Genomic DNA, 12,960 nt, shown 5'->3' on the forward strand with positions numbered 1-12,960 from the left:
GTCACCCGTGCTCCTCGGTTGACGATGCGGGAATCAGCGAAACCGTGGTGCCGCGGGCGACCGGGCCCAGCAGAATCTCGGTGGCGGCAGTGGCGGGCCGACCGGTGATCACGCCCAACATGTTGCGCTCGTAGTCGCTGCCTACCGGTCCGACATTGCCGCCGAAGGACGACGGCCCCCAATATGACGACGGCACCGAGCCTGCCGCGGGCGGTCCCAGCAGGGGCGCGGGTGGGGTTGGACCGTGTGCTGGTGGGGACGGGTCCGGGTCGTCGGGGTTGGCGCCGGTCCGAATCGGCGGCGACGGCGAAATGAACGGCGGCAGAGGGGGATTGGGATCGACCAGGCTGGGGTTGGGATTGATCAGCGGGGGGCCGACGGCCACCAGGTTGCCGTCGGGGCCGATCACCGTTCCCGGTGGCGGTGCCAGATCCTTGGGCGGTTGATAATTCTGTGGCAGCAGCACGTCCGGCAGATCCGGCTTGTTCGGAACAAGCGGCGCCGTGTAGCAGCTCGGCCCCTTCACCTCGCCGTAACGCGGGCAGTCGGCTCGGGTGTAGGCGAACGTCTGAGTGAACGAGACTCTGGCACGCATGTTGCCGACGGCCAGCTCGGGAATCCAGACCTCTTCCAGGAACTTGTTTGCCAGGTTGTCGAGTTTGGTGACCGCGGGGAGGAGGTGGTGCGACTTGAGGGCCAGCACGCCGACGACCGGGGTGAGTTCGGTGGAGATCCTGATCAGCTGGTCGATGTGGTTGTTCAGTGAGTCGTACGCGGTGCCAGTCGTATTCGCGGCCGCTGACAACAGCGAAGTCAACTGTCCGCGCGTCTCTGCGAAGGTCCGCATCGGCTCGACGGCCTGATGAAGTGCGTCGAACAGGTCCGGCGCGGTTTCTTCCAGGCCGCGTGCGGCATCGATGAGGGCCGACACGGTGGAGGGGCCGGCATCGGTGCTGACAATTGAATTGAGTTGGTCCAGAAGACGATTCAGCTGTGCGCCGCTGCGAAGCAGTTCGTTGCGCCGGTGGTCGGTCGCGGCACCCAGCGCGGCCAGAACCCCGACCGATCGGTCCTCGCGCCCACGCCCGGCCGCAGCGAGCAGGTCGCGCAGTTTACTGACGGTGGTTTGGAACAGCACCGTCGGCAACTGGGTGTCTTCGGGGATGTGAGCTCCCGCACGGATGGGCGAACCGGCACCGTTACCCACCAACTGAACCGACGACACCGCGAAGACGTTACTGGGCACCACGCGTGCGGTCACCGCGGCCGGAATCGACTTCACATACTCCGGTTTGAGATTGATCTGGACGTAGTTGGGCTTTCCATTGGTCGCGGGGATGACGTCTTCGACCATTCCGACCAGCACGCCGTGGTACTTGACGTCGGACTTCTGCGGCAGGCCGTCGCCCACGTTGACCAGGTCGGCGACCACGCGGATGTAGTTGTCCAGCCGCCCGGTCGATTTGAGCAACAATCCCACGGTCAGCACCATTGCCACGACCACGACCGCCGCCCCGCAGGCGAGCAGTTGCCGGTCCGACGGTCCACGCCCGTCGGTGTCAAAGGAATTCGCGTTGCGGCCCAACCTAACCACCGAACCTTGCGCCGGCGTCGACTCCCCACAGCGCCATGGTGAGCAGCATATTGACCATGATCACCACCGTGATGCTGGCCCTCATGCCATGTCCCGCGGCGACACCCACGCCCTCCGGTCCGCCGCTTGCGTAGTAGCCGTAGTAGCACTGGATCGTCGAGGCGATCCACACGAACACAACGGCTTTGATCATCGAATAGACGATGTCCTTGCCGGCCAGCATCAGCGAGAAGTAGTGCAGGTAGGAGCCGGTGGACCCGCCGCTGCTGAATTGCACCACCAGTTGGGTCGTCAGATAACCAATTGCCAGGCATGCGGTGTACAGCGGGACGATCGCCGCCACCGAGGCGATGAGCCGAGTCGTCACGAGGTACGGAATGGGCCGAATGGCAATTGATTCCATGGCGTCGATCTCTTCGGCGATCCGCATCGACCCAAGCTGCGCGGTGAACCGGCAGCCGGCCTGCATGGAAAACGCCAACGAGGCCATCAGCGGCGCCAACTCGCGGGTGTTGACGAGCGAGGAGACGAACCCGGTGGCCGGTCCAAGACCGAGCAGATCAAGGAAGTTGTAGCCTTCGATGCCGACGAGCGCGCCGACCGTCATCCCGAGCACGACGGCCACGCCGGCCGTGCCGCCGCCCACCACGATCGAACCGTTGCCCCAGGTGATGTTCGACAGGAGTCGCAGGAATTCCCCTCGGTACTGGCGCAGTGCCAGCGGCACGCCGGCCAGCGCGCGAAGGAAGAAGACGAGCATGTGCCCGAGCCGTCGCAGTGGTACCGCGCTTCGGTGCGCGAGCTGGACCAGCGGGTCGGTGACCTGCGCCAGCGGTCGGTAAGCAGATACCGCCACGCTAGAGCCCCGTCCTGGGCGAGAGCATGACGTAGAGCTGGCTGATGGCCACGTTGACGATCATCAGCACCAAGATCGATTCAACGACGGCAGCGTTCACCGAATTCGCGACACCCGTGGGCCCGCCCTTGGTGGACAGGCCCTTCTGGGCCGACACCACGGCCACGATCGCGCCGAAAATGACCGCCTTCAACAGCGCCAGAATCATGTCGCCGGTTGTGGCGAACGAGGCGAACGTCGACACGAAGCTGCCGGGCGCGCCGTCTTGGAAGTACACGTTGAACATGTAGCTGGCGAAAAACCCGACGAAGCACACCACTCCGGTGAGCGCGACGCCGATCATGATCGCCGCGGCGAAACGCGGTACCACCAGGCGGCGGATCACCGATACGCCCATCACTTCCATCGCGTCGGTTTCCTCGCGCATGGTTCGCGAACCCAGGTCGGCGGTGATGGCCGAACCGACGGCCGACGCCATCAGGATGGCTGCCACCAGCGAAGCGCCCTGGCGAATGACCGCGAGGCCACTGGCCGCGCCGGCCAGTGAGGTGGCGCCGACCTGACCGGCGAGCAACGCGAACTGGATCGACAGGGTGACACCGATAGGTAACGAGACCAGGATCGTCGGCAACACCGCCGTCCCGGCCATGAAGGCGCCCTGGCGAATGAACTCGTACCACTGGAATCGGCCGGTGAAGAGATCGAAAAAGAAGTATTGGATGGTGCGCACGCCGAGGACGAACTGCTCGCCCACCGTAGTGAGTGAGGCCAGTGGGTGCCGTCGGACGTATCCGGCTGACCAATCCTGAATAGCCGTGAGACCGTCACCCGCGCCGTCATCTCGGCTTGGGGTGGGCGGGTTGGCTTCCTGCTGAGCGGTCATTTCAGCGTCACCGGAGGACGAGCGAGCAAACTTTGATTGACGTCATCGCGTTGCCGCAGCCGACTTCATCGCGCGCTCTCCCACCAAGTGACTTATGTGTGACGAGCAGAGGAAATCGGGGCGCGGTCGAGGGGTTTTCGCCTGTAGAGGCGCCCGCTGTCCCGTAATTCTGCAGCTCAATCTGGTTCGCCGTATCACGGTAGCCTACTTGATAGCCACTTTCAATAGTGGAGTCCCCCTCACTTTACGGCCGTCAACGGCCACGCTATGGTATTGGGATGCCGGACTCGCGAAAGTGATTGGCATGTCCCCAGCAAACATCGAATCGCTACGCGACCGGCGGCGTGCGGAGTTGCTTTCGCAGATTCAGCACACCGCGTACAAGTTATTCGCCGAGCGCGGATTCGACGCCGTGACCACCGAAGACATCGCTACGGCCGCGGGTATCTCGATTAGCACCTATTTCCGGCACGCGCCGACGAAGGAAGGTCTGCTGGTCGATCCCGTCCGGCAGGCTTTCAGCAACATGCTCGACACCTTCAGCGCCGCGCCGGCGGACGAATCAGCGGTCGAGGTGTTGATGCGGATCTTCGTCAACCACGCCAAGAATGCCGGTGTCCTCTACCGCCTCGGCGACTGGCAGCGGGCCATCGTGACGGCGCCACACCTGTTGAGCAATTCGTCATTGGTCCGCGATGAAGATCAGCGCAGGTTCGTCGAACTCGTCGCCGAGCGGATGGGCGTCGACGCGGCCGTCGACATACGACCGTCGCTGCTGGTTTACATCAGCTTGGCCACGGTCAAGTTCGTCGTCGGCCGCTGGTTGACCGACGAGGCCATGCAGGACGAGCCGATGGACGTCCAGCTGGAAAAGGCGCTACGGATTACCTTGGCCGGATTCGGCTGACAGTCACCCGCAGCGATCGCCTCTGGCGTCAGCCTGTTGTCTGGTCAACCAGCGTCGCGGCCGGCGCGTTGGTCCGCACTGACTCGATGCCGTTCTGAGCAGCGGCCTTCGACTTGTACCCCTCGCTGCTGGCAATGACTTCTCCGTTGGCTGCCTTCAGTCGAAACCGGAATTCGCCGCGTGCGTCGTTGAAGATCTCAAACTTGGCAGCCATCGCCAGCCCCTTCGATTGACAGTACCGACCCTGGATTCCACGCTAGCCCCGTCCGGGCGAACTGGACACAGGCGCGGATTCCTCGTCGACCTGCTCTCGTGGCGTGGGGGCAGTACCGTTGGCGACATGCCGGTCGGAGACGTCCTTGAAGAAGGCGCGAGCTATTGCATCAACTGTCGCGCCGACGCCCGCTATCAAGTCATCGACGTGACCGGCGACGGCGAACGGATGGACCGTCAATGGCTGTGCCCGGGGAATCACCGCGACACCCACGTGCAGCACGAATACCCGCAGTACACCTGGGAAGGCCGGCGCAAACTGGCCCTAGAGGCGCAGGCGAAGGCTGACAAGCAGAGGTCAGAGGGCTGAAAAGGCCCTCTGACCAGTCGGGGTGGCTGACGGGACTCGAACCCGCGACACCCAGGATCACAACCTGGTGCTCTACCAGCTGAACTACAGCCACCATTGCCGCATGCGCGGCGACGTCGATACTAGCCGTTCGGATGCTCGGCGGCCGAATCAATACCGTCCGAGCCATCCGTGCCGCCCTGAAGTTCCTCGGCAACCGCCGCAATCTCGCTGGTAGACGGCCCGGGGGGCGGCACGAACACGGTGCGCCGGTAGTACTTCAACTCGCGGATGGATTCGTGGATGTCGGCCAGCGCCCGGTGGGCCAGCCCCTTGGCCGGCTGCCCGAAGTAGATCCGCGGGTACCAGCGGCGACAAAGCTCCTTGATCGAGCTGACGTCGATCATTCGGTAGTGCAGAAACGCATCCAACTTGGGCATGTCGCGGGCGATGAAAGACCGGTCGGTGGCGATCGAGTTCCCCGCCAGCGGGGCCGTCTTTGGCTGTTTGACGTGCTCGTTGATGTAATCGAGCACCATCGCCTCGGCGGTGGCCATGTCGACGGTCGACGCCTTCACCTCGTCGATCAACCCGGACCGGGTGTGCATCTCGGCGACGACGTCGATCATCGAATCCAAGGCGGCGTCCTCGGCGTGAATCACCACGTCGACCCCGTCGCCAAGAATGTTCAGGTCGGCGTCGGTGACCAGGGCGGCGATCTCGATCAGTTTGTCCGACCCCAGATCGAGCCCTGTCATCTCGCAGTCGATCCACACCAGTTCGTCACGCACAGACCCCACAGTAAGGCGTGGCGAACGACACGGCTGATGGTGACCACCACCGCCTCCGCATTCGGCAAGTAGTGTGAGCCTTGCCGTACCGCACGGGTGGCCACTGGAAAAGGAATGCGGGACGATGAGCGATGAATCTGAGCTGACCCCCGCAAAGCGGATTTCGGCCGGCTACGCCGTCGAGGGTCAAGCCCTCGAACTGGGAACCGTCGTGGTCGACGGCCAGGTCGACCCGACCGCCCAGATCCGCATTCCGCTGGCGACCGTCAACCGGCACGGGCTGGTGGCCGGAGCCACCGGGACCGGTAAGACGAAGACGCTGCAGCTGATCGCCGAGCAGCTCAGCGCGGCGGGGGTTCCGGTTTTCATGGCCGACGTGAAGGGTGACCTGTCCGGCCTGTCCCGTCCCGGGGAGGGCAACGACAAGACGGCCGCGCGCGTCAAGGACACCGGGGACAACTGGGAGCCGACCGGATTCCCGGTCGAGTTCCTGTCGCTGGGCACCAAGGGGATCGGCGTGCCGGTGCGTGCGACGGTCGCCGGCTTTGGCCCGGTGTTGTTGTCGAAAGTGTTGGGGCTCAATGCCACTCAAGAATCGACATTAGGCCTGATCTTCCATTGGGCGGAGGGCAGGAATCGCCGGCTGGTGACCCTGAACGACTTGCGGACCGTCATCGGCCACCTGACCAGTGACGAGGGCAAGGCTGACCTGAAATCCCTTGGCGGAGTGTCGTCCACGACGGCGGGTGTCATCCTGCGGGCGCTGGTGAACCTTGAGGGTGAGGGCGGCGACACGTTCTTCGGTGAGCCGAAGCTGGACTCGAACGACCTGCTGCGCCAAGACGGTCAGGGGCGCGGCATCATTTCGCTGCTCGAGTTCAGCGGTCAGTCGCTGCGCCCGGTCATCTTCTCGACCTTCCTGATGTGGTTGCTCGCAGACCTTTTCAATGAGTTGCCCGAGGTCGGCGACGTGGACAAGCCCAAGCTGGTGTTCTTCTTCGACGAAGCGCACCTGTTGTTCGCCGACGCGTCGAAGGCTTTCCTGGAACAGGTTGAGCAGACCGTCAAGCTGATCCGCTCCAAGGGCGTCGGCGTGTTCTTCTGCACGCAGTTGCCGACGGACCTGCCGAACGACGTGCTGTCCCAGCTGGGCGCACGCATCCAGCACGCGCTGCGGGCGTTCACCCCCGACGACCAGGCGGCGCTGAGTAAGACCGTTCGCACCTACCCGAAAACCGATGTCTACGACCTGGAATCGGCGTTGACGTCGCTGGGTATCGGCGAGGCTGTCGTCACCGTGCTCTCCGAAAGGGGTGCGCCCACGCCGGTCGCCTGGACCCGCATGCGGGTGCCCCGGTCGCTGATGGCAGCGATCGGTACCGATGCTGTTGCTGAGGCGGCGACGCAAAGTTCGTTGCAGGCCAAGTACGGACGGACGGTCGAACAGGAGCCTGAGCCGACCGAAGTCGACGAACAGGCTCCCGCGCAGGCGCCTACCCCCGGTTATCCGCCGGTGCCGGCGAATTCCGAGATACCGCCCATGCCTCCGCCTTTCGAGCCGTCGTCGTCGCGGCGCAAGGAGCCCGCCGTGTGGGAGGAAGTCCTGGATCACCCAGCGGTGAAGGGCGGCATCAACACGGTGCTACGCGAGGTCGTCCGCAACTTGATGGGCCGCGGGGGCTCACGCTCCCGCCGTCGTCGGAAGTGATGCGGGCTCAGCCGCCGCCGAGCTTCTTGTAGAACGCTCCCACGATCGGTGACACGATGGCACGGGGGGCGTACCCGCTCGCCACCGACATCGCCTTCGATGTCAGTCCCGGAACCACACGCATCTTGTTGCGCTCCAAGGCATCCAGCGACACCTGGGCGGTGTGCTCGGTCGAAATCCACAGGAAATCCGGCACCAGTTTCTCGACCAGCGACCGTTCGTCGCCTTCGGGTAGATCGGTGCGCACCGGCCCCGGCGCAAGCAGTGTGACGTGCACTCCGTGCTTGCGCAGCTCGCCGCGCAGCGATTCGCTGAAGGTGTTGGCAAATGCCTTGCTGGCGGCGTAGGTGGCGTTGTAGGGGATTGGCGAATTGCCCGCTGCCGAACCGGAAATCAGGATGCCGCCGGCTTTGCGTTCCACCATGCCCGGTAGCACCGCCAACGTAAGATCATGCACGCCAAGGACGTTCAGTTGTACCTGGGCCTTCTCGCCGGCCGGGTCGAGGTCGGCGACCGCGCCGAACGTCGCCGTACCCGCGTTGGCGCACAAAATCGAGATCGGCCGGCTGGCGAGTTCGTCGGCGAGCTGGCCGCGTTCGGTGGGGTTGGCCAGGTCGGCCGGACGCACTTCGACGGCGACCCGATACTTGTCGACCAGCCGGGCCGCGAGCTTCGTGAGCAGGTCTTCGCGTCGTGCGGTGATGATCAGGCTGTGCCCCCGCGCGGCGAGTTCGGTCGCCAGCGCTTCGCCGATATTCTGCGAGGCGCCGGTGACAACGGCACGTGCGTCGGGGCTGGGCGCGGGTATCGGCATGACGACGATCGTAACCAGGGCGCAGCGGGTCGCCGTCAGAGCCAATAGGCTCTGGGCATGAGTCATCGGGGGTCGGGGTCGGAAGAAGACCACCACGATGGCGTGAATACGGATAGCGGGAGCCTGCAATCCACCGAGCCGGAAAATCCGCGGCAGAGCCAACCAGCCAAACCGCCGCGCTCCCGGGTAGCGGCGTGGGCCATTTGGGACGCCGGTCAAACCGGTCTGAGCGCGATCACGGCAACCTTCGTCTTCTCCGTCTACCTGACCACCAGCGTCGGAGAGGGCACCCCTCTTGGCGCGACACCGGTCAGCTGGCTGGCACGCAGCGCAGCGGCGGCGGGTATCACGATCGCGCTACTGGCACCGCTGCTCGGCGTGTGGGTCGAGTCACCGCACCGGCGCCGGGTGGCTTTGGCCCTGCTGACCACCACGTCGGCGGTGCTGACCTGCTCGATGGCGCTGATCCGTGACGAACCCGGTTACTTTTTCGCCGGGCTGGTGCTGCTGGCTGCGACTTCGGCCAGCGGCGACCTGGCCAGCGTCCCGTACAACGCGATGCTGCGTCAGTTGTCGACGCCGGAAACCACCGGCCGAGTATCTGGCTTGGGCTGGGCCGCGGGCTATTCGGGCAGCGCCCTGATGCTCATTTGGGTCTACCTCGGGTTCATGAAGGGATCCGGTGACACCCGCGGGCTGTTGCATCTGCCCACCAACGACGGATGGAACGTACGCGGGGCGGTGCTGATGGCGGCCTGCTGGCTGGCGGTGATGGCGCTGCCGCTGCTGTTGGTTGCGCACCGACTGCCCGGCGCCGAGGTGCGGGTTCCGCCACCGGCCAACGTGTTCAGCGCGTACCGCAAGCTGTGGGCCGACATCACTGCCGAGTGGCACCGCGACCGCAACCTGGTGTTTTTCCTGGTGGCGAGCGCGCTGTTCCGGGACGGGCTGGCCGCGATCTTCGGTCTCGGGATGGTGCTGGGTGTAAAGGTGTACGGCGTCGCCGAAGCCGACGTGCTGATCTTCGGTGTGGCCGCGCTGGTGGTGGCCGCACTGGGCGCGGTGGCCGGTGGCCTTGTCGATCACCGCGTCGGATCCAAACCGGTGATCGTCTTCTCCTTGACCGCCATCCTCGCTGCCGGACTGGCCATGTTGGTCCTATCGGGCCCGCTGACCTTCTGGGTGTGCGGATTGTCACTTTGCCTGTTCATCGGCCCGTCACAGTCCGCGTCGCGTGCCCTGTTGCTGCGCATGGCCCAGCACGGCAAGGAGGGGGTGGCGTTCGGCCTGTACACGATGACGGGCAAGGCGGTGTCGTTCCTGGCGCCGTGGCTGTTTTCGGTGTTCGTCGACCTGTTCAAAGCCGATCGGGCCGGCCTGGGCGGCATCATCCTGGTACTGCTTGCGGGACTGCTGATAATGCTGACCGTGCGGGTGCCACCCGCGCACCGCGTGAACGTTCCCTGAACCCGGGCTTCGGTTAAGTCGGGGCGTCGCAGATGGTCAGGCCCACGCCGGTGCGCTGGCGCACCTGAACGCCGGCGACGGTGACCGAGCAGGTGACGTTGTGGCCGATGTTGATGATGGTGACGCTCGGAATACGTTCCGACGACTGCGGCAGGCTGACCTCTTTGCGCCACGGCAACGCCACATTGAATTCGGTCTGGATGAGTTCGCCGGTGTCGAGGTACGAAACACTGATGGCGCGGCCCTCGCCCGTCACGCTGTAGACAACGGTCTGCATGGCGCCCGGGACCGGCACCGCGGTGGTCGTGTCCGGGCTGCGGGGCGTCGTGGTCCGCGGTGTCCTGGTCGGTGTCCGCGTAATCGTCGGCGGCGGCGCATACGTCGAACTCGGGGCGGTCACCGGGGGCAGGGGCTCAACCGCTGTCTGTTCCTTGGCGGAGTCGTTGGCCACGATCAGCGCGATGACCAGCGCGACAACGAGCAGTACGGCTGCGCCGGCCACGACCCACAACCAGCGCGGCGTGGTCGGCGGTTCCGGCGGCGTGTTCGATCCGCCGGCAGCGAATTCGTCGTGCGCGGCGTGATCCTGCTGCCAGTACGGCGGCAATTGCCTGGTCTGATTCGATTCGCTGCCCGAGTACGTCCAGGTCGGAACGTAACTTCCATAGGTGGGTCCGTACGCCGCGGCTTGATCGGCGTATGCGGGATCGATGGGCGGCGAATAACGCGGAGCCTGCGAACCGGTCGGCCCGGACCCCGATGGAGGAGGAACATACCGGGGGGGCCGACGTGGATCGTTCATGTCCACCTCATGGGTTGCAGGTTACCTGCCGTGGCCGCTCAACCGGTCGAACGCGTGCGTCCCACGGGTCGTGAGCAGCGAACCTACGGGGGGCTGACCGCAAGTGCGGCGACCGTCATTGCCTTCATGACGGCGCGGGAACGCACCGCGCGGGACGGCTTGGCCTCCGCCGATTTCATGCTGTGCGGTGTGGAGTTCAGCAGCCCAAACACGGCGTGGGCCATCAGCCGGGCATCGGCCTCGGCCAGGTCAGGATGCGCGTCGCGCAGCACGCCGACCCAGACTTCCACGTACTGCCGCTGCGCCTTACGCACCTGGCGCTCTGCGGTCGCGGGCAAGTGAGCAAGATCTCGATCCTGGATCCGGATGAGGTCCGGTTCGCCCAACGCAAAGTCGAGATGGAATTCAATGAGGCCATCCAGCGCAGCGGCGGCGTCGGAGCTGTGAGTCTTGACGTTGCGGGCGCCGGCGAGCAGTCGGGCGCTGATCCCGACCAGCAATTCGACCAGCAGTGACTCCTTGTTGGGGAAGTGCCGGTAGATGGCCGGGCCGCTGACTCCGGCGGCCGCGCCGATGTCCTCTAGGCGCACCGCCAAGAAACCCCGCTCGGCGAACAACCGCTCCGCGGCCGACAGCAGTTGCAGGCGCCGGTCGGACTTCAACTGGCTGCGACGATTTGGGGCCTCGGGCTGCCCTGCCGGTTCGTCCGGTAAGGAGGACGCTGCCATGCCGGCCTCCGTACGCAACTAGTTCTGGACACTTCGGTTAATCGTCACTAACGTATCATGAGTTATTCGGTATTAACTCGAATTTGTCGTCTGGCGGAGGAGCCGTGGCAGCCACCGAGGCCGCAGGTCGCGATCCGCTGTCCTATGACCGCGGCGACGGCACGCCCCCGTTGCTCGAGACGACCATTGGCGTCAATCTCGCAGCGACAGTTGACAAGTGGCCGCAGCATGACGCGCTCGTCGACGTCCGTGCGGGGCGCCGGTGGACCTATGCGGAATTCCTAACCGACGTGCGCCGGCTCGCGACGGGGTTGGCGCGCGCCGGCATCGGGGAGGGTGACCGGGTCGGCATCTGGGCGCCGAACCGGTGGGAATGGGTGCTCGTTCAATATGCGACGGCAGAGATCGGCGCCATCCTGGTGACCATCAATCCCGCCTACCGGGCACGCGAATTGGCCTATGCGTTAACGCAATCCGGGGTGGCGATCGTGATAGCGGCCTCGGGTTTCCGGGATGCGGATTATTCGGCGATGCTGGCCGAGGTGGCCCCCACGTGCCCCGACCTGCGCGACGTGGTGCTCCTGGAAAGCGGCCGGTGGGACGAGCTGACCGGCGCGGCGCCCGACGTGGAGGTGTTGCAGCGGGCCGCGACAACGCTGGCCAACACCGGTCCGGTGAACATCCAATACACTTCCGGCACAACGGGATTCCCGAAGGGCGTCACGCTCACCCACCGCAACATCCTGAACAATGGTTATCTGGTGGGAGAACTGCTCGGCTATACCGCCGATGATCGAATCTGCATCCCGGTGCCGTTCTACCACTGCTTCGGGATGGTCATGGGCAATCTGGCGGCCACCAGTCACGGCGCCTGCATGGTGATTCCCGGGCCCGGTTTTGAACCCGCCGCCACCTTGCACGCGGTGCAGGCCGAACGCTGCACCAGTCTGTACGGCGTGCCGACGATGTTCATCGCCGAACTCGGTCTGCCCGATTTCGACGACTACGACCTCAGCAGCCTGCGCACCGGGATCATGGCGGGGGCGCCCTGTCCCATCGAGGTGATGCGCAAGGTCATCGACCATATGCACATGCCAGGCATCTCAATTTGCTACGGGATGACCGAGACATCCCCCGTCAGCACCCAGACGCGCAGCGACGATTCGCTGGAGCGGCGCGTCGGCACCGTCGGTCGGGTGGGACCGCATCTGGAAATCAAGGTGGTGGACCCGATCACGGGCCAGACCGTGCCCCGCGGCGTCGCCGGCGAATTCTGCACCCGGGGCTACTCGGTGATGCGTGGCTATTGGAACGACCCGAATAAGACCGCCGAGGTGATCGATGCCGACGGCTATATGCACACCGGTGACCTGGCGGAGATGGACGTGGACGGCTACGTCAAGATCACCGGGCGCATCAAAGACATCGTCATGCGCGGCGGCGAGAACATCTCTCCGCGCGAGATCGAGGAGTTCCTGTACACCCACCCGGACATCGTGGACGGTCAGGTCATCGGGGTCCCGGACGAGAAGTACGGCGAGGAGCTGATGGCGGTGGTCATCCTGCGGGAGGGCGCGCCGGAACTGACCGCGGAGCGCCTGCGCGAGTTCTGTATGGGCCGCATCGCCAGGTTCAAGATCCCGCGTTACGTGTGGATCGTGGACGAGTTTCCAATGACGGTCACCGGAAAGGTGCGCAAGGTGGAACTGCGGCAGCGCGCGATCGACCACCTGCGGGGTGCAGAGTGACCGGGGCGTCCCTGGACGGTTCGCAAGGGTAATGGTATTCTCGGCGCCAGCCAGTTAATGATTATTAACTGAGATTCGGGCCCCCGGGACGACGAGGAGA

13 protein-coding genes and 1 tRNA gene are annotated in these 12,960 nt (G+C 64.9%); 5 read left to right on the forward strand and 9 right to left on the reverse strand.

The genetic code is table 11. The features are described from left to right. Position 1 precedes the first annotated feature (1 nt). From BST27_RS10490 to BST27_RS10500, 3 genes are all read right to left on the reverse strand, one after another. The gene (locus BST27_RS10490; protein ID WP_079220066.1) at positions 2 to 1,492 is read right to left on the reverse strand and encodes an MlaD family protein; all 1,491 of its coding nucleotides are present in this window, start codon (positions 1,490 to 1,492) and stop codon (positions 2 to 4) included. Positions 1,493 to 1,586: 94 nt separating this feature from the next. Next, positions 1,587 to 2,450 carry an MlaE family ABC transporter permease gene (locus BST27_RS10495; protein ID WP_079220064.1) on the reverse strand — a complete coding sequence of 288 codons (864 nt, stop codon included), beginning with the start codon at positions 2,448 to 2,450 and terminating at the stop codon, positions 1,587 to 1,589. A gap of 1 nt (position 2,451) precedes the next feature. After that, entirely contained in the window at positions 2,452 to 3,333 is an 882-nt protein-coding gene (locus BST27_RS10500; RefSeq protein WP_069417332.1) for an MlaE family ABC transporter permease, read from the reverse strand. A 304-nt stretch (positions 3,334 to 3,637) separates the two neighbouring features. Between BST27_RS10500 and BST27_RS10505 the strand changes: the two genes are divergently transcribed. Beyond that, complete coding sequence (locus BST27_RS10505; protein ID WP_069417333.1) at positions 3,638 to 4,240, forward strand: TetR/AcrR family transcriptional regulator; 603 nt, start codon at positions 3,638 to 3,640, stop codon at positions 4,238 to 4,240. 28 nt (positions 4,241 to 4,268) lie between these two features. On the opposite strand, the gene BST27_RS10510 is transcribed toward BST27_RS10505, so the two are convergent. Beyond that, positions 4,269 to 4,454: a YegP family protein gene (locus BST27_RS10510; RefSeq protein WP_069417334.1), complete on the reverse strand. Its 186-nt coding sequence runs from the start codon at positions 4,452 to 4,454 to the stop codon at positions 4,269 to 4,271. Between the two features lie 126 nt (positions 4,455 to 4,580). Between BST27_RS10510 and BST27_RS10515 the strand changes: the two genes are divergently transcribed. Beyond that, on the forward strand, positions 4,581 to 4,823 hold the full coding sequence (locus BST27_RS10515) for a hypothetical protein (RefSeq protein ID WP_069417335.1): 243 nt from the start codon (positions 4,581 to 4,583) through the stop codon (positions 4,821 to 4,823). Between the two features lie 21 nt (positions 4,824 to 4,844). On the opposite strand, the gene BST27_RS10520 is transcribed toward BST27_RS10515, so the two are convergent. Continuing rightward, positions 4,845 to 4,917 (reverse strand) — tRNA-His (locus BST27_RS10520). A gap of 28 nt (positions 4,918 to 4,945) precedes the next feature. Beyond that, the gene (orn, locus tag BST27_RS10525; RefSeq protein WP_069417336.1) at positions 4,946 to 5,593 is read right to left on the reverse strand and encodes an oligoribonuclease; all 648 of its coding nucleotides are present in this window, start codon (positions 5,591 to 5,593) and stop codon (positions 4,946 to 4,948) included. Between the two features lie 124 nt (positions 5,594 to 5,717). Between orn and BST27_RS10530 the strand changes: the two genes are divergently transcribed. Beyond that, positions 5,718 to 7,301, forward strand: a complete 1,584-nt coding sequence (locus tag BST27_RS10530; RefSeq protein WP_069417337.1) for a helicase HerA-like domain-containing protein — start codon at positions 5,718 to 5,720, stop codon at positions 7,299 to 7,301. Between the two features lie 7 nt (positions 7,302 to 7,308). On the opposite strand, the gene cmrA is transcribed toward BST27_RS10530, so the two are convergent. Beyond that, entirely contained in the window at positions 7,309 to 8,115 is an 807-nt protein-coding gene (gene cmrA, locus BST27_RS10535) for a mycolate reductase (protein ID WP_069417338.1), read from the reverse strand. Between the two features lie 57 nt (positions 8,116 to 8,172). On the opposite strand from cmrA, the gene BST27_RS10540 reads away from it, so the two are divergent. Continuing rightward, the gene (locus BST27_RS10540) at positions 8,173 to 9,582 is read left to right on the forward strand and encodes an MFS transporter (RefSeq protein ID WP_079220063.1); all 1,410 of its coding nucleotides are present in this window, start codon (positions 8,173 to 8,175) and stop codon (positions 9,580 to 9,582) included. 13 nt (positions 9,583 to 9,595) lie between these two features. On the opposite strand, the gene BST27_RS10545 is transcribed toward BST27_RS10540, so the two are convergent. Beyond that, on the reverse strand, positions 9,596 to 10,384 hold the full coding sequence (locus tag BST27_RS10545) for a hypothetical protein (protein WP_069417443.1): 789 nt from the start codon (positions 10,382 to 10,384) through the stop codon (positions 9,596 to 9,598). A gap of 83 nt (positions 10,385 to 10,467) precedes the next feature. After that, positions 10,468 to 11,112: an SACE_7040 family transcriptional regulator gene (locus tag BST27_RS10550; protein WP_069417339.1), complete on the reverse strand. Its 645-nt coding sequence runs from the start codon at positions 11,110 to 11,112 to the stop codon at positions 10,468 to 10,470. A 104-nt stretch (positions 11,113 to 11,216) separates the two neighbouring features. Between BST27_RS10550 and BST27_RS10555 the strand changes: the two genes are divergently transcribed. After that, entirely contained in the window at positions 11,217 to 12,860 is a 1,644-nt protein-coding gene (locus BST27_RS10555; RefSeq protein WP_069417340.1) for an AMP-binding protein, read from the forward strand. Positions 12,861 to 12,960 lie beyond the last annotated feature (100 nt).

The sequence above is a fragment of the Mycobacterium intermedium genome, assembly GCF_002086275.1.
Classification (GTDB): Bacteria; Actinomycetota; Actinomycetes; order Mycobacteriales; family Mycobacteriaceae; genus Mycobacterium; species Mycobacterium intermedium.